Raw genomic sequence first — 16,921 nt, forward strand, 5'->3', positions numbered from 1 at the left:
GCAGTGATCTGAATTACGCGTCTCGGGGAGACGTGGGGCCTTGGGGCAGGTGAGAGCACAATTTCCTTGCGATGAGATTCGCCTTATTCTGATGGATTACTCCTGGACGAAATGGGCCCCACCGTTTGCCGCGTTTTCAGTGAGCCGTCAATTGTTATGAATTGAGATTGTTGTGTCTAACTTGACCACGGGCAGACGCCTTTCATGGGTCCGGGTGGCGGCTCTTGCCCTGGCGATTGCCGGGCTGGTGGCCGCTGGAACGTATTACTGGAACACATCCCGCGACTCGGCCAGAGCAGCTGATACGGGACGCTGGTTCGGGTCCTACGTCGATGCGACATCGACGCCGTTCTATCCGATTGCCCAAAACCTAGTACCTGGACAACGCGTGGTTCTTGGGTTCGCCGTGGCGGATCCCAAGGACAGCTGTGCGAATTCGTGGGGCGGCTACTACAGCATGGACAGCGCCAACGAGACGTTCGACCTGGACCGTAAGGTGGCCCGGGTGCATGAACAAGGCGGCGAAATCGTGATCTCCACCGGCGGGTTGAACAACGACGAACTGGCCACCGCCTGCACCGATGAGCAAAAGATCATTGACGGATACGAATCGTTCCTCCAGCGATACGGTTCCACCACCCTGGACCTGGACGTCGAGGGAAACGACCTCGAGGATGCCGCCGCTTCGTTGCGCCGTGCTTCAGCTGTGTCGGCACTTCAATCCCGTGCTACGGAGTCGGGAAAACCAGTGGAGGTCTGGGTGACGCTTCCTGTGGACACCCGGGGGCTGACGGAATCCGGACTGGGCGAGGTCAAGCGGCTCCTCGAAGGCGGCGTCGACCTCGCAGGCGTGAATCTCATGACCATGAACTTCGGCGATACTCGTTCAGCGGGCCAGAGCATGGCCTCGGCCTCGGAACAAGGGGCACGTAGCGCACACCAGCAGATCAAGGCGCTCTATTCCCAGCTCGGACAGGAAATAGGGGATCGCACCCTCTGGGCCAAGATCGGGCTCACCCCCATGATCGGTCAGAACGACTTGCTTGGAGAGATATTCACGCTGGACGACGCGAGGGCATTAAAGGAATTTTCCACGACCAATGGCATAGGACGGCTTTCGATGTGGTCGGCCAACAGAGATGCCGACTGCGGACCGAACTTCCCGGATCTGAAACGGGTATCGAATAACTGCAGCGGCGTCACCCAGGAAGACGGTGCCTTTGCACGGACGCTTGCGGCCGACCTAGATTCCTCCGACCGCCCGGTGGCGACCAATGACGCTCCAGTTGAAGCCCCCGTGGAGACTGCCATCGTCGATGACCCCGCGAAGAGCCCGTACCCGGTATGGAACATCGAATCCGCCTACCCCAAATCGGAACGCGTCGTCTGGCGCGGCAACGTTTACGAGGCAAAATGGTGGACCCAGGGGGAAATACCGGATCTTCCGGCCAGTGACGCGCGAGCGATCCCATGGAGCTTGATTGGACCTGTGCTTCCCGGAGACAAGCCGGAAATCCCCGTCGCGGTGCCCACAGGACTCTATCCGGCCTGGTCGTCCACCAAGGTGTATGACAAGGGGGAACGGATCTTGTTTGACGGCCGGATTTTCGAGGCCAAATGGTGGAACCAGGCCCAGAACCCCGAAGCCGCGGCGCAAGGCTCAGCGGATTCTCCGTGGTCCCGTTTGGCAAACGGGCAAGTCAGCGAAATCCTCAAGGAATCGCAGAAGAAGCCCTAGCCGGGATTCGCCGCGTCAGGACGGGTCAGCTGCCCGTGTCCGCTTCAATCAGGGCAGCGCGCACGCTTTCCCGGTGCGCATCCTCGAAACGCCCCGTGGCGTGGAGGATTTCCGACCAGAGCCGATGCACCGAGGCGTCTTCCGGTGCCCCGGAGCCATAGGCGTCGGACAGTGCTCGCTCCAGCAACGAGGACGCTTTCTCTAGCTCTCCGTTGGCCACATACCACCGTGCCCGGGTTCCGGCCAGGCCCAGTAGCTCCACCGCACTTCCTCCGATGATGTCGTAAGCAAGCTGGGCACGGATAATGCAGTCATCGGTGCGCTCGTTGGCGACTCCCGCCTGGAGCTGCACATCGGCGCTCGCATTGTTGAACCGTGCCCACATGTGGATGTCATTGACCTGTTGGAGGTGGTCAGCCGCGCACTCGTGGTAGGCGTTGCCCTCGGCCTCGTGGCCCTTGGCGAATGCGAGGTTTCCCAGTGTCCAGAAGCCCTGGCCAGCCAACATAGTGTCTTCCACGTGTTCCAAGGTGGCAGACAACAGGTCACGGACAGCCCAGGCCTCGTCGGCGCGGCCAGCCTCGACCAGGCAGGCAATGATTCCTTGGTACGCTTCAGCTCGTGCTTCGTGTCGGTCTTTGACGTCGGACAAGACGGCCAGCGCCGTGCGCGCGGTGTCCACGGCCTCTTCGTGATGTGCTTGGTTGCGAAGAGCTGCTGCACGCAGGATCAATACCTGGGCCTTGAACACCGGGTCGTTTTGTATCCGGGGAAAAGCGAGGATGGTTTCCGCGGTTTGGAAGGCAGCCATATAGGCACCCGTTAACACCTGGCTTTTTCCCATGTCGTAGAGGAAAACGGATTCCTTGACCCGATCGCCCATCGACGCATAGATTCTGGCGCACTCCCGGGCGGCTTCGAGCACCTGCTGCTGGTCTCCCGAATTCCGAATCCTGCGGTGGTGCGCTTCCGCCTTGGCGGCGCGGGCTTCGGCGGAGGGGTGGTGCATAATCTCAATTATGCTGCATCCGGTGGCGGCCACCCTCATGTACTCCCACCGCCGGGCTTCCGGCAAATCCTCGAAGGGCAGTGGTTCCATGAAATCCGATGACGAATTCAACTCCAAAACATCAGGTGAGCGCTAGGATATCCCGTGGGGCTGTCGTCCCGTTCCCGGGTGCGGCAAATATGGGCAATGCTCCGAACACTCGCCCGAATTCTGAATGAGATGGAGAATACGTGAAGAAGATCCTGGGTTCGGCCCTTGCCGCAATGCTTATTGCCGGGGCAGTTGTCGCCGGTGGTGCCGGTGACGTTGTGCGGTCAGACAGCGGGTCGGTGCAGAGCATCGGTATTACCAAGACGCTGGGCGGAAACAACAACTGGCCCTTGCAATACGAGACCCTGAATGGCGGCACGAGTACCACCGCCGGAAACAACAACTGGCCGCTGTAGGTTTTCCGCGCACGGGAGTGCCTCGAAGGCAAGGCCCCGGAATGGACGCAGCAAGCTCATGGTGTCGAGAATGTTCTCCCGTGCATCAAGAATGACGTTGTCCGGTCGGTGTATCCCGGCCGGACACCTGCATTTGTCGCCCCGCAGGCCGCGTCACATGCCAAGGCTGGCCGGAAACATACCAAGACCGCATCCCGCGATACGTGGGTCGGCCCCCAAGTCCACGCTGCGGCAGCCGTGGGTCGTTGACGATGCCTATCCAGGGGGTTGGACTCGAACCACCTTTGGTATTGGGCTTGTGAGTGGTCCGGCCGGCAGCAGTCGTCGGGACCACGTCATGGCGGCCGGTTCGCTGTTCGAACGAGCACGAAATGCGCCGAATTTCGGGCGGGCTCGGCTACCGAACCGGTTCAACCGATTCTTGCCCTCGAAGGTGCACGGCCTGCAGCAGGGCAAAGAGCGCGAAACCCAGTCCCGCACCGATGGTATTGGCCACGACATCGAGCAGGGACGAGAACCGCTGGGGCAAGAAGATCTCCTGCCCTAACTCGATGAAGAATGAGGCCGCGAAGCCCGCCGCGAGAGGATGCCACCACATCCGGCTCCGGATCCCCGCGATGTATCCGAACGGCACAAAAAGGCCGATGTTCGCGGCAAACTCGACCTTGTTGTAGCCGATGAACAACGGCAGCCCGTGGGCATGCAACCAGCCCAGAATGCTTGAAAGGTTTCCGCTCACCGGGCGATCCACCGGGGTGGGCCAAAAGGCAATCAGCAGCAGAGCCAAAAGGTAGGCAGCGGCGAGGACTGCGGCGAAACGGACATGCGGCTTGGTCATGGAACCCAGTCAAGAGAGTTGCGGGTGGGACAGTGGCTCCGGCAAAAAACCTTCCGGCTCCGCTGCCGATTTTACGCCACTGCCAGGGTCCGGCACCTTGAAGCGTGAACCCCGGGCTGCGGGACACCGCGGGTCACAAGAACGGGCCGCGCGTTGGCATTGCCCCCATGGAACCCGCCGCGAACCAGAACCTGAACCCGGAGAACGCCGGCCTCGCGCGCCGGGCTGTTGGGCCCGATGCCGGGGCCCTGGCCGAGGCCTTGGTCCAGGTCTGGAGGGCGGCCTACGCCGGCATCATCGATGCTGCGTTCCTGGAATCCATGAACGTGCAGCAGATCTCCGGCCGCTGGGCGCACTCGCTCGGGCGGGACACCGGGGAGAAGCCCCTGGTGGCGGTCGTGGACGGCGAGGTCGTGGGTTTTTGCCAGTTCGGAGTGCCGCGGGAGGAATCCGCCCAGGGCACCGGGGAGCTGTATACGCTGAACCTTCTCCCGGCCTGCTGGGGCCGCGGGTTGGGAACCGTGCTGTTGCTCGAGGCCACTGCCGAGCTGCGCCGGCTGGGATACGGGACCGCCTACCTGTGGGTGGCCGAGGGGAACCGGCGAGCCATGGACCTGTACGAGCGCCACGGCTGGCACGACACCGGAACCACGAGGGAAGATGCGCGGTTCACTCCGGCCTTGCTCGAGCGCCGCTTTGCCATCGACCTGACCTAGCCTTTCCGGTTGGCGGTCCCGGCTAGTCAAAGGGCGTATGCGGGCGCCCCAGGCGCTTGCCGTCGAGGATGAAATCGGTCCGCTCGCTGTAGAAGCACACGAGTCCGGCGATCGCGGCCGCCTCGGGAAACGGGTTGGCGTAGCTCCACGCCACGTCCCGGCCGCCGCTTGCCGGGGCCCAGTAATGGGCCGTGCCCTTGTAGGGGCACTTGCTGGAACTGTCCGTGGCCACAAGCGCATCCCACTGGACCTCGCCGGGCCGCAGGTAGTAGCGGGTGGGAACGTGCGTCTCGAAGAGCAGCCTGGGGTGCCGGGTCTCGGCCAGCAGCATCCCCTCGAGCTCGACGCGCAAGTGCCTGCTCGAGGCCAGGACGTCGACCCGCTTGAAGGGATCGCGCGGGTGCGCATCGATGGGCTCGTCCTCCTCGCGCCAATCGAACGCCCGGAAGTCGAAGGCGACGAAGCCCTGCAGCACGGGGTCCGACAGCCGGAAGGCCGCGCCCGGAAGCGTGYGCCCGCCGACCTCGACATCCAGCGCAGCCCCTTCGGCGGTGTGCAGCGCGAAGGGGTCATCCGGGGTCAGGATCCCGGCCTTGTCCGGGACCCCGGGGCCGGTTCCGGCCGTCAGCGCCAGGTGGGCCTGCACATTGGATTCGGGGACCGCGTAGATCGGCACGACGCGCCGCGGTTCCCACACCAGCACGGCGGAGGAGGTGTCAAGGACCGGGGTCCCTTGGAAGCTGGCCCGCACCCGTTTCTGTGTCGGTTCGTACCGGAGCACGGGCAGGGACTGGTTGATCAGGTCTGAGATTCGGGTGGCCACGGCGCCAGTATGCGCGCGCCCCGCTCCGCGGTCAAGGGCCGGTGTTGACTCATGTGAAGTGCTCGCGAAAGGGGGCACGGCCTGCTGCGGGAGCCGGAAGCATGCCGGCGCCCAACCCTAAACAAACGGCCCACTTGTTGGTAGATTCGGGAGGACATCACGGATGCAGTGCGCTGGTCTTGGGGACCACGAACGGGGGATTGGGGGCGTCGTGTTTGGTGTGCGATTCTTCGGCCGCGGCGGCGCATCCACATGAGCGCCGCCAACCACTACGACGTGCTGCGCGTGAGCAGCACGGCACCGGTGTCGGTGATCAGGGCGGCCCACCGTGCCCTGATGCGTGAACACCACCCGGATGCCGGAGGTGCCACCGACGCGATGGCCAAGTCGTTGAACGAGGCCCTGCGGGTGTTGGCCGACGACAGGTTGCGGGCCGCCTTCGACGCCGCGCTCGCCGGTCAGGCCGAGCAGCAGCGGCGCACCGCCGAGGACCGGGGCAGGAAAGAGGCGGAAGCGCGGGACAGGGCCGAGGCGGCACGAGCCGCAAGCGACCGTGAACGGGACCGCGAACGGGACCGCGTGCGCGCCGAGGCCAAGGCCCGCACCGCGGCAGCGGCCCGGGCCAGGGAGAAACGGGCAGGGGCCCGGGACCCGGCAAGCCCTGCTGGCTTCAACGTCTTCGAATGCAACCGGATCGACCTCTCCGCGATGGACTGGTACACCCGCTCCTACCCGCCGCTGGAGATCCGCGACGATTCCGCCGGGCGGGTGGGTTCTTTCCGTTTCCTCGCCTGGTTCCTGCTGGAGCTCAACATCATTCTCGCCGGACTCTTCGTTGCGGCCATGGTGCGCGGCAGCGACTCGCCTGAGTGGTGGAGGGTCGCGCTGCTGGTGCTCCTGGTGCCGGTGGCGGCGCTGGCCGGCGGCTGGGCCCGTGCCCGTGCCCGCGGACGCGGACTGGTGCGCTACTTGTTGTTCCTCGGCTTCGCCGGAGGGATCCTGGTCCCCGCGCTCGCCGGCGGTCGCGCGGGCATGCTTGCGGCTATTGGCTGGCTGGGCCTGTATCTGCTCACCGTCGAGATCCTGCGCGCCAGCGCCATCCGGCGCCGTCGCCCGGGCCCGAGGGGGTTGCTGGGCGTGGAGGAAATCACCGGCCGCAACCACTGGGACCTGGACGTCTCCGGCGGTGGGGATGGCGCCAGCCACCCGCGAAGGACCGCCGATTCGCTCACCGGCCAGCTGCTGGACACCCTGCATGCCCTTCCCGGGGCCAGGACTCTGGCCGGCCTGTCCGTCCCCGGGGACCCGCAGCTGCGCCTCGGCCACGGCGTGCTGTGCGGGGACCGGCTGGTGCTGGTCGAATCGCGCCTCTGTCCCGGGGGACAGTACTACTGGTGGGAAGACCGGCTGGTGTGCAAGCTGCCCGGCGACGCCCCGGCTTTCCTGGCCCATCCCTTCCCGGGCGCCGTTCAGGCGTGCCGCGCCCGGTTCCCCGAGCTTCAGGTGAGGGGCTGGTCGGTGTTCCACCCGGTCGACGGCACGGCGGTGTTGGTCAACAACCGGGCCACCGGCGCAAATCCGCGGCTGGCGACGGCGGCCGCGTTCCTGCAGGAGGCCGGCGACTGGCTGTGCGAGGGGCAGGCGCACATCGTGGACCGGGTGGCGCTCTCTCGCCTGGTCAAGGACTTCGGTGCCCCGTGAGGTCCCCTCCTGGCCCCGGTGCGAATCGGGTGTGGACCACCGGTGACGGCCGCTTTGTCCCGGGTTTATCATGGGGGCAGGCGTTGGGCACAGCATGCCGCGAGAGGCGGGATGGGGCCCGGACGGCCCCAAGGAGCCCACGATGAGCGACACCGACCAATCCATCAGGCGCTACACCACCGGGAACCTGCGCGAGCGGCTCTACGCGGCGCTTCGCAGCGCCGGGAAGGAACCGGAGGTCCTGCTCCCGGGCGACCTGGGCGAGGCCGACCACTTCCACTCCGGCGGCGCCAACGCCACGGCGGAGGTGGCCCGTGAGGCCGGCATCGGGCTCGGGACCCGGGTGCTGGACGTGGGGGCCGGCATCGGCGGACCGGCACGCCACTTCGCGCAGCTCGGCGCGGTGGTCACCGGCGTGGATGTCACCGAGGAGTTCGTGCTGCTGGCCCGGGAGCTGAACGCCGCCTGCTCGATGGCCGGGTCCATCACGATGCTGCTGGCCCCGGCGCAGGCCACCAACCTGCCGGCGGGTTCCTTCGACGCGGCGACCATGCTGCACGTGGGCATGAACCTGGAGAACAAGCCAGCGGTGTTCGCCGAGGTGCACCGGCTGCTGCGCCCCGGGGGAATCTTCGCCATCTACGACCTGATGGGCACCAACGCCCTGGACTACCCGATGCCGTGGGCCGACGCGGCCGCTTCGTCCTACGTGGAACCCGCCGAGGCGTACCACCGCCACCTGCGTGTGGCCGGATTCATGCCAGGGACCGACGAGGACCGCACCGCGGCGGTGCTGGCGTGGATGCCGGGGCCCGGCAAGGGACCGGCGACGGAACTGGGCGCCCCGATCCTGCTGGGCAGCGACCCAGCGGACCGGCTGGGCAACGTGGCCGCGGCCATCAAATCCGGTGCCGTGTCCCCGCGCCTGCTGGTCTCGGTGCGCGCGGCCGGGTGAGCGGCCGGTTGCACGCGGCCCGGGGATGGTGTGCCCCCACGTAGAATGTTTCACTGGCGCTGCCCCCTGGCGTGCGGGAGAGACCCGCGCCGATGCGCGCACGCAACACTTAAGGAGCACACCGTGGCCCAGCCGAAGAACCTGAAGAAACTCACCCGCGCCCGTATGGACCGCACCGGGGAGAGCTACACCACCGCCCGCAAGGCGATCCTGTCCGCGAAGCCCCACCGCCCGGCCAGCGCCCAGGATGCCGCCGACGCCGCGGCCGCGGCCCAGGAAGCCGAGCTGCCCGAGTATCCGGCCCCGGAGAACGTCTTGCAGTACGACGCCGGGCTGTGGCACCGCGTGCTCACCCAGGCCGGGGTGAAGCACCCGCTGACCGGCGAGCCGATGAGCGAGGCGCTGCTGGCGGGGCTGGCCGGCGGCATCGGCTTCATGGTCTTCACTTTCGTCTACGAGAAGACGACCACGGCCACCATCGTCACCCGGGCGCACCCCGAGCCGTACACCGCGAACCTCCTGGCCCGGTCCGGTGCCAAGGTCATGGAGCGCACCACCGGCAGCGCGCGGCTGGCCGCCGACTACCTCGACGCCGGGCTGGATGCCGGACGCGCGGTGGTCGTGCGCGCCTCGGTCGCGGCGCTGCCGTGGATCGATGCCGATGCCGTGGAGGAATCGGACTCCATCGACCTGGCCGTCGTCGGCGAGCACGGGGACGACCTGCTGATCGACGACGGCTCCGGCTCGCTGACCCCCATTTCCCCCGAGGACCTGGCCGCCGCCCGCTCCCGGCGCAAGAAGGACAAGCACTGGCAGGCCTGGATCCCGGAGCGCACCGGGCCCGACGCCGCGGCCCTGGCCGCCAACGTGCGCGAGGCGATTGCGCAGACCACCGGGCGCCTGCTGGGCACCAGCGAGCTGGAGGGCATCCCGGCGCACTTCGCCAAGAACTTCGGCGTCGCGGGCATGAACAACTGGGCCGAGCGCCTGCGCGATGCCACCACCAAGAAGGGCTGGACGCGGATCTTCGAGGACCCCGCACGCCTGGAATCGGGCCTGAACCAGATCCTGGGCTTCCTCACCGACACCCGCTTCGGCGGCGTGGGCGCCCTGCGCGGCCAGTACGCCGACTTCCTCGCGGAGGCTTCCGCGCTGCCGGGCCTCGAGGCCCTGGGTGCGCACGCGGCCGACTACGCGCACCTGGCCCAGGACTGGATCGTGTTCACCGACCTGGTGGACCCGCAGATCCAGGTGCAGGAGCGCACCGGGCACTTCGCGGTGCTCGCCGACCAGCTGGAGGTCATCGCCGCGGGCGAGGAACGCGCCGCGCGGGCGCTGGCCGACACCCTCGGCACCCTGGCCGGCTGAAACGCCCCGTGGCCCGCGGCAGGCACCGCGGGTCCGGCGCGCACCCGGGGGAGGCCCGGCCCGCCGGCGTGCTGATAGGGTGGTGCGGTGACTTACGAGATTGAAATCGGCCGTTCCAAACGCGCAGCCCAGGCGTACTCCCTTGACGATGTGGCGATTGTTCCCAACCGCCGCACCCGCGACCCGCACGATGTGTCGGTGGCCTGGCAGATCGACGCCTACAAATTCGAGACCCCGATCCTGGGCGCACCCATGGACTCGGTCATGAGCCCGGCCACGGCCATCGCGCTGGGCAAGCTCGGCGGCCTGGGCGTGCTGAACCTCGAGGGCCTCTGGACCCGCTACGAGGACCCGGCCAAGGTCCTGTCGGAAATCGCCGCACTGAAGTCCGCCAACGGCGGCCACTTCGACCCGGCCATCACCGCGCGCCTGCAGGAACTGTACTCAGCCCCCATCGTCCCGGAGCTGATCACCGCCCGCCTGGCCGAAATCCGCGAATCCGGCGTGACCGTCGCCGGCTCGCTGACCCCGCAGCGCACCCAGGAACACTACAAGACCGTCGTGGCCGCAGGCGTCGACATCTTCGTCATCCGCGGCACCACCGTCTCGGCCGAGCACGTCTCCAAGACCCACGAGCCGCTGAACCTCAAGCAGTTCATCTACGAACTCGACGTCCCGGTCATCGTCGGCGGCGCTGCCGGGTACACCCCGGCCCTGCACCTGATGCGCACCGGCGCCGCCGGCGTGCTGGTCGGCTTCGGGGGAGGGGCCTCGGGCACCACCCGCCGCGCCCTGGGCATCCACGCGCCGATGGCCACCGCGATCTCCAACGTCGCCGCGGCCCGCCGCGACTACCTGGACGAGTCCGGCGGACGCTACGTGCACGTGATCGCCGACGGCGGCCTGGGCACCAGCGGCGACATCGTCAAGGCCATCGCCATGGGCGCCGACGCCGTGATGCTCGGCACCGCCCTGGCCCGCGCGCAAGAGGCTCCGGGAGCCGGCTGGCACTGGGGCATGGAGGCCGCCCACGAGAACAACCCGCGCGGGGACCGGGTCAAGGTCGGCACCGTGGCGCCGCTGCAGGAACTGCTCTTCGGCCCCTCGCACCACACCAATGGAACCTCCAATCTCGTTGGCGCGCTGCGCCGCTCGATGGCCACCACCGGGTATTCGGACCTGAAGGAATTCCAGCGCGTCGACGTCGTGGTTTCCCCCTACGAGGCCGACTAGCACCTTAGGGATCCACGCCGGGGCGACCGGGTCCGCTGCCTTCCCCCACCACGGTGGCGGGGGTGCGGACCCGGTCGTTTTGTGTCCCGGCAGGCAGCGGGACCCGGGGCATCCCCCCGCTGCGCGCCGGGCCCGGGCCCGTGTACTGTACAAACCAGGCGCACGCCATGCGCGCCGCCCCCCAAACACCGAACGCCGCCTGATCGAATCGATGCCATGACCTTTTCCCAGACGACGCCCGCCGGCGACGACGCCCCAGAGATCACCACGCGGGAGCTGGTGGTCCTTGAACTGGCGACGCCCACCCGGGAAGAAACCGTCGCGCTGCTGGCCGGCAGGCTGCTGGCCGCCGAACGGATCGGGGACCTGCCCGGCTTCCTGGCCGATGTCCACCGCCACGAACACCAGCTGGCCACCGGCCTGCCCGGCGGCATCGGGCTGGCCCACGCCCGCAGCGATTTTGTTTCGGCACCCAGCATCGCGGTCGGCGTGATGGCCTATGGGCACGGGCTGGACTTTGGGGCCAAGGACGGCCCGGCGCACGTGGTGCTGCTGCTGGCCACCCCGGCCTCGAGCTACTCCGGGCACCTGATGATGCTCGCCGCGCTGGCCCGCTCGCTGGCCAAGGACTCGTTCCGCGAGTCCCTGCGCCGCGCCAACGACACCGGGGTCATCGCCGAACTGGTCAACTCCACCGTCGACTTCTCCACCGTCTAGGGCCGGGGGATCCCGTGCCGCGGCGGCCCGGCCCCGCCCGGCCGCGCGACACGGCGGATGTAATCCCGGCCACATCGCCAGCCCCGCCGCACGGACAGGGCGGCGCGGGCACGCACCCGCCCGCGCCCCCGGTGCCCGCGGGAACCCGCGCCCCGCCACACCCCGCGGCGGCAAAAGGCAGCCCCGGGCCGGCCGCCGGGTGGTCCCAGGGCCCGCGCGAACGTCCCGGCGCCGCCTTTGGTTCCATTGGCTCTTCGATGCCCAATCGACGTACGGTTGGAGTGTGCTGAAAACTGCCCTTAAACCCCGTTGGATCCTGGCCTTGGTCGGCGCCCTCGTTGTTGCCACCGGCTTCGTCCTGCTGAGCCAGTGGCAGTTCAACCGCTCGCATACCGAAGCCCCGCCCCCGGTGACCACCACCGAGAAGGTCGTTCCGCTGACCAGCCACATCAAGCCGGTCAGCGAATTGATGGCCCGCGAGGCGGACCAGATGGTCTCCGCGACCGGCAGCTTCCTGCCCGGCAAGCAGGTCCTGGTGAAGAACCGCATCGAGGACGGACGCACCGGCTACTGGGTCGTCGCCGCCTTCAAGGTCGCCGACGCGCCCGGTTCCAACACCATCCCGGTGGTGCGCGGCTGGCAGCCCGACGACGCGGCCCCCGCCCCGGCCCCGGCCGGCACCCTGGAGGTCACCGGGCGCCTGCTGCCCACCGAGGCCCCGATCTCCCAGGACGCCGGCCAGAACGCCTACGCCTCGCTGTCGGTGGCCGAGCTGATCAACGTGTGGGACGTGCCCTCCTACAGCGGATTCGTCGTGGCCGCCACGGTGGCCGGAGCGGACGGTGCGGACCTTTCCGCCGCCGCCACCGGGCTCGTGCCGGTGCACGTGGGCCCGCAGCCCCAGGAACGCCAGGTCAACTGGCTGAACATCTTCTACGGCATCGAGTGGGTCGTGTTCGCCGGCTTCGCGGTCTTCCTCTGGTACCGCCTGGTGGCCGACGACTTCCGCCGGCAGCAGGAAGACATCGCCGACGCGGCGGCGCTGGCCGCGGGCCTGGACCCGGCCACCGTGTACCAACGCCAGCTCCACCACGAGAACCCCCTGCTCGACTCCCAACCCAAGGACCAGTTGTGACCGAAGAAAACTCCGCCCCGAAGGTGCGCCGCTTTGCCGGCACCCCCGCCCAGATCCGTTCCGCCTCCACCTTCTACAAGATCCTGGCCTACGCCACCGGCGTGATGCTGCTGCTGCTCTGCGCCGAAATGATCGTGAAGTACTTCTGGCACCTGGAACTGTTCATCGGCGGCACCCTGCTCGACGGCAGCTCCAACGCCGTGGGCCTGGTCAACCGCGCCGACATCACCGACGGCGTCAACGTCTCGCTGGCGATCCTGATCATCCACGGCTGGATGTACGTGGTGTACCTGCTGGCCGACTTCCGCCTGTGGTCGCTGATGCGCTGGCCGTTCAGCCGCTTCATCACCATCGCCCTGGGCGGCGTCGTTCCGCTGCTGTCCTTCTTCATGGAGAAGAAGGTCCACGGCGAGGTAGAGACCGAACTGGCCTCCCACCCGCAGGCCGCCAAGCGGTACTGACCGGCTCAACGGCCCGGCCGAACCGCCCGGCCGAACCGCCCGGCCGAACCGCCCGGCCGAACCGCCCGGTTCAACTGCCCAAGGGCGGCCAACGCATGCGTATCGACGCATCCGTTGGCCGCCCTTCGTGCATTCCCCCTTCCTCGGCCGGCCTTCCGGCCCGCTTCCCCCCACAATCGGCCTTCCCCGCCGCGCGCCGGGCCGCGGCGGCGCAGACTGGGGTTCATGACCACCACCGCGCCAACCCGCACCCCGTCGGGGCAGGCAGACACCGACACCGCGATCCGGCAGCTTGCCGCCGCGGTGCTGGCGGTGCGTGCCGCGCAGGAGCGGCTGGGGTCCGCGGACCTGGACGCCGCCTCCGTCGCCCTGGTGCTGGGCCTCTACGAACAGGGGAACCGATCGATCGCCTACGGGCAGATGCACGCGGTGTTCACCGCCGACGCGGTCCAGGTCCACCGGTTGGACCCGGGCACCGCGGCGCAGGTCGACGCGCTGGCCGCCGACCCGTGTTCCCTGTCCGACGGGACGGCGACCGTGCCGGCGGAGCGGATGTGCCAGGGGATGGCCGCGCACCGGAACACCAGCGAGTGGATGCAGGCGCACCTGCACATCACCGAAGCGGAATCCAAGCGGCGGCTCGGCGGTTCCCGGCTGCTCATCGCCCCGGCCCAGGCGGGCTCCGCCGATGACGGTGGCCGCCGGGCACCGGTGTTCCCGATCCTGGCGCAGGCGGCGGAAGCCGGACAATCCGATGTGGGAACGCTGGCACAGCTGGCCAAGAAGCTGTCCTCGCTGCAGCCGCGCCTCGCACTGCACCCGGAGGCCCCGCGGTTGGCCGCCGACATCGAGGCATCGGTCGCCGAAGCCGTCACCGCCGCGGAACCCAGGCACGGGTACAAGGCGCTGGCCGACTGGGACGCCTTCCTCACCCGGAACGGAGCGCCGATCACCGACGCCCAGATCCGGGCCAAGCGCGGATTCTTCTACAAGTACCACCGCGACGGCTGCGACGTGTACCAGCTGACCTGCGACCCCGTGGACTCCGAGGCCATCAGGGCGTTCGGCGAGGCCTGGACCAACCCGCGTTCGAGCAAGCTGCCTCCGCCCTCGGTCTCGACCCGCGGCCCCGTCACCCGCCCCGCCCCCATTGCACCGGCCAACACGGCGGGCGACGCCACCGCCGACGACGCGGGCACGTTCACCTCGGATGGCGGCACCGGGACCAAGACAGCCGGGACCAAGACCACCGGGGCCGGCCGTGCCGGGTCCCGCACCCCCGGCACGGACCCAGGGCCCGGAGATGGCCAGGGCCCGCGGTTGGTGATCGTGCCGGATCCCGGCGACAACACCACCGAGGACGCCACCCCAGGTGGTTGGGCACCCGCCGGAACACCCGCCGGAGCACCCGCCCCGGAGTGGGCACTGGCACCGGGCACCGACCCGGAACTGGCGCCGCGCTCGGAGTGGTCCTGCGGCCCACCGGCGCCCGGCACCTCAGAAAGCCAACCCGACCCCGCTCGGGATCCGGAGGATTGGGCAGACCGGGATTCGCGCACTGCCCCGCAATTGCTGCTCGACGGGCTCATTGCCGCAATCACCGGTGCCCTGAACGGCAACGGGGTTCCTGACTCCGGAGGCCTGCCGGTCAAGATCGGGGTGCTGATCGGCTACCGCAGCCTGCTGGGCCAATGCGAAGACGCCGGGGTCACCGGCCACGGCATGCCGATCTCGGCGGCGAACATCCGCCGCTTGGCCTGCGACGCCGACCTACTGCCGGCGCTGCTCGGATCCGCCGGGGAAATACTGGACCTGGGCCGGACCGTGCGCGGGTTCACCCCCGCGCAGCGCCGGGCCATAGCCATCCGCGACCGCGGCTGCGTGGTCCCGGGCTGCCACCGCCCGGCCTCCACCAACGAGTACCACCACGTCAAGCCCTGGCAGGAGGGCGGGGAGACCAGCGTCGACAACGGCGCAAATATCTGCCAGCACCACCACCTGATGATCCATGCCGGTCTGATCACGCTGAAAATGATCGACGGCATTCCCTATGTCGTCGGCCGCGCGGGCCAGCCCCGCGGGGACCCGGAACGCAACCTCTACTGGCATCCCGAGCTGCGCACCGCCGGCTACACCCCGCCGATGTTCACCGACTGACCGTCCAGCCGCGTTCCCGCCCGGGAGCGATGTGGTGGATGTCGAATCGAGCAGGTTCTTCGGAGCATCCCGTGCCCGATGGCGGCCATCTGGCACCGGCCGGCGGTCCCGAACGCGAACATGGGCGCGGTCGTGCAGACCCCCTCGGGGGAGGACCTGCTCGTGAAGTCGATCTTCCACGAGCACCTCGACGGCGCGGACTTCCCGTAGCGGCTCGGCATCGCCGGCGAAGGCTGGATCGACGTGCGCGACCCGCGGCACCCGGTCGATGCCAAACACCCGGAACCCCGGCGCGGGTGCTTCGACGGCAGCTTTCCCCTGTTGACCTGATACCCCGCGTCGCCATGCTCCCGGAGTCCATCCGGACCCGCTTGGGGTCCTGGCATTGCCGGCAGCGGCAAGGGCGCCGGGGCACCGGCGCGCAGCACTGTGACGGGGTCCCGCGTAGCGTGCGTCACTCCCGGCCGGTTGAAGATGCAAGCGGGCTGCCCGGGCGGCTAAGCTTAGGCGCGTGACCCACACTCCCAGCACCCCAGAGCAACAGCCGGTTCTGGTCGTCGATTACGGGGCCCAGTACGCACAGCTGATTGCTCGGCGTGTACGCGAAGCCAACGTGTATTCGGAGATCGTCCCGCATACCTTCACCACCGAACAGATTCTCGCCAAGAACCCGGCGGCAATCATCCTCTCCGGAGGCCCCTCGAGCGTTTACGCCGACGGTGCCCCGAGTGTCGGTGCCGACCTGTTTGAGGCAGGTGTGCCGGTCCTGGGCATCTGCTACGGCTTCCAGGCCATGGCCAACGCCCTGGGCGGCGTCGTGGCCGAAACCGGATTGCGCGAATACGGCGCCACCGATGCCACCGCATCCGGGGCGGCCCGCTCCATCCTGGCCGGCATGCCGGAAAACCAGAACGTCTGGATGAGCCACGGCGACTCCGTGTCCCAAGCCCCCGAGGGCTTCGAGGTGCTGGCCACCACCGCCGGCGCACCGGTTGCCGCGTTCGCCAACGAGGCCAAGCGCCTCTACGGCGTGCAGTGGCACCCCGAGGTCAAGCACTCGGACCACGGCCAGCAGGTCCTGGAGAACTTCCTGTACCACGGCGCGGGCCTGGCCCCCTCCTGGACCGCAGCGAACATCCTGGACGAGCAGGTCGAGAAGATCCGCGAGCAGGTCGGAGACGGCCGTGCCATCTGCGGGCTGTCCGGCGGCGTCGACTCCGCCGTGGCCGCCGCCCTGGTGCAGCGCGCCATCGGCGACCAGCTCACCTGCGTGTTCGTGAACCACGGGCTGCTGCGCGAGGGCGAAGCCGAACAGGTCGAAACCGACTTCGTCGCCGCCACCGGCGCCAAGCTCTACATCGCCGACGAGCGCGAGCGCTTCCTGACCGCGCTGGACGGGGTCACCGATCCGGAGACCAAGCGCAAGATCATCGGCCGCGAGTTCATCCGCGCCTTCGAGGCCGCGGAAACCGCGATCCTCGCCGAGGCAGCCGACTCCGGCCAGCCGGTGAAGTTCCTGGTCCAGGGCACCCTGTACCCGGACGTCGTCGAATCCGGCGGCGGCGAGGGCGCCAGCAACATCAAGAGCCACCACAACGTCGGCGGCCTGCCCGAGGACCTGGAC

General features: G+C 68.4%; 16 protein-coding genes. 13 read left to right on the plus strand and 3 right to left on the minus strand.

Annotation, left to right across the window (positions count from 1 at the left end):
- Nucleotides 1-172 precede the first annotated feature (172 nt).
- Entirely contained in the window at nucleotides 173-1,738 is a 1,566-nt protein-coding gene (locus tag BLJ79_RS02240) for a chitinase (protein WP_071213012.1), read from the plus strand.
- Nucleotides 1,739-1,763: 25 nt separating this feature from the next.
- Here the strand turns inward: BLJ79_RS02240 and BLJ79_RS02245 are convergent, their stop codons facing one another.
- Complete coding sequence (locus BLJ79_RS02245) at nucleotides 1,764-2,837, minus strand: tetratricopeptide repeat protein (protein WP_071213013.1); 1,074 nt, start codon at nucleotides 2,835-2,837, stop codon at nucleotides 1,764-1,766.
- 140 nt (nucleotides 2,838-2,977) lie between these two features.
- On the opposite strand from BLJ79_RS02245, the gene BLJ79_RS02250 reads away from it, so the two are divergent.
- Nucleotides 2,978-3,193, plus strand: a complete 216-nt coding sequence (locus tag BLJ79_RS02250) for a hypothetical protein (RefSeq protein ID WP_071213014.1) — start codon at nucleotides 2,978-2,980, stop codon at nucleotides 3,191-3,193.
- A 397-nt stretch (nucleotides 3,194-3,590) separates the two neighbouring features.
- Here BLJ79_RS02250 and BLJ79_RS02255 read toward each other — a convergent pair whose 3' ends face one another.
- Nucleotides 3,591-4,031 (minus strand): VanZ family protein, encoded by a 441-nt coding sequence (locus tag BLJ79_RS02255; protein ID WP_071213015.1) that lies wholly within the window; start codon nucleotides 4,029-4,031, stop codon nucleotides 3,591-3,593.
- A gap of 167 nt (nucleotides 4,032-4,198) precedes the next feature.
- Here BLJ79_RS02255 and BLJ79_RS02260 point away from each other — a divergent pair, with 167 nt between their 5' ends.
- Complete coding sequence (locus tag BLJ79_RS02260) at nucleotides 4,199-4,747, plus strand: GNAT family N-acetyltransferase (RefSeq protein ID WP_139194672.1); 549 nt, start codon at nucleotides 4,199-4,201, stop codon at nucleotides 4,745-4,747.
- A 22-nt stretch (nucleotides 4,748-4,769) separates the two neighbouring features.
- On the opposite strand, the gene BLJ79_RS02265 is transcribed toward BLJ79_RS02260, so the two are convergent.
- Nucleotides 4,770-5,570, minus strand: a complete 801-nt coding sequence (locus tag BLJ79_RS02265; protein WP_071213017.1) for a DUF427 domain-containing protein — start codon at nucleotides 5,568-5,570, stop codon at nucleotides 4,770-4,772.
- 252 nt (nucleotides 5,571-5,822) lie between these two features.
- Between BLJ79_RS02265 and BLJ79_RS02270 the strand changes: the two genes are divergently transcribed.
- From BLJ79_RS02270 to guaA, 10 genes are all read left to right on the plus strand, one after another.
- Nucleotides 5,823-7,271, plus strand: coding sequence for a J domain-containing protein (locus tag BLJ79_RS02270; protein ID WP_071213018.1), 1,449 nt, complete (start codon nucleotides 5,823-5,825; stop codon nucleotides 7,269-7,271).
- A gap of 142 nt (nucleotides 7,272-7,413) precedes the next feature.
- Entirely contained in the window at nucleotides 7,414-8,226 is an 813-nt protein-coding gene (locus BLJ79_RS02275; protein WP_071213019.1) for a class I SAM-dependent methyltransferase, read from the plus strand.
- 123 nt (nucleotides 8,227-8,349) lie between these two features.
- Entirely contained in the window at nucleotides 8,350-9,594 is a 1,245-nt protein-coding gene (locus BLJ79_RS02280; protein ID WP_071213020.1) for a BtrH N-terminal domain-containing protein, read from the plus strand.
- An 87-nt stretch (nucleotides 9,595-9,681) separates the two neighbouring features.
- Nucleotides 9,682-10,827: a GuaB3 family IMP dehydrogenase-related protein gene (locus BLJ79_RS02285; RefSeq protein ID WP_071213021.1), complete on the plus strand. Its 1,146-nt coding sequence runs from the start codon at nucleotides 9,682-9,684 to the stop codon at nucleotides 10,825-10,827.
- A 216-nt stretch (nucleotides 10,828-11,043) separates the two neighbouring features.
- The gene (locus BLJ79_RS02290; protein ID WP_071213022.1) at nucleotides 11,044-11,544 is read left to right on the plus strand and encodes a PTS sugar transporter subunit IIA; all 501 of its coding nucleotides are present in this window, start codon (nucleotides 11,044-11,046) and stop codon (nucleotides 11,542-11,544) included.
- A 322-nt stretch (nucleotides 11,545-11,866) separates the two neighbouring features.
- On the plus strand, nucleotides 11,867-12,679 hold the full coding sequence (locus tag BLJ79_RS02295) for an SURF1 family protein (RefSeq protein ID WP_286135232.1): 813 nt from the start codon (nucleotides 11,867-11,869) through the stop codon (nucleotides 12,677-12,679).
- Entirely contained in the window at nucleotides 12,676-13,140 is a 465-nt protein-coding gene (locus BLJ79_RS02300) for a DUF3817 domain-containing protein (RefSeq protein ID WP_071213024.1), read from the plus strand. The genes BLJ79_RS02295 and BLJ79_RS02300 overlap by 4 nt, the downstream gene beginning before the upstream one ends.
- A 225-nt stretch (nucleotides 13,141-13,365) precedes the next feature.
- Nucleotides 13,366-15,297 (plus strand): HNH endonuclease signature motif containing protein, encoded by a 1,932-nt coding sequence (locus tag BLJ79_RS22735; RefSeq protein WP_071213025.1) that lies wholly within the window; start codon nucleotides 13,366-13,368, stop codon nucleotides 15,295-15,297.
- Nucleotides 15,298-15,375: 78 nt separating this feature from the next.
- Nucleotides 15,376-15,507, plus strand: coding sequence for a hypothetical protein (locus BLJ79_RS23660; protein WP_286135233.1), 132 nt, complete (start codon nucleotides 15,376-15,378; stop codon nucleotides 15,505-15,507).
- A gap of 301 nt (nucleotides 15,508-15,808) precedes the next feature.
- A partial coding sequence (gene guaA, locus BLJ79_RS02310; RefSeq protein ID WP_286135234.1) for a glutamine-hydrolyzing GMP synthase occupies nucleotides 15,809-16,921 on the plus strand: 1,113 nt, incomplete at its 3' end.

The sequence above is a fragment of the Arthrobacter sp. UCD-GKA genome (assembly GCF_001863355.1).
Classification (GTDB): Bacteria; Actinomycetota; Actinomycetes; order Actinomycetales; family Micrococcaceae; genus Paeniglutamicibacter.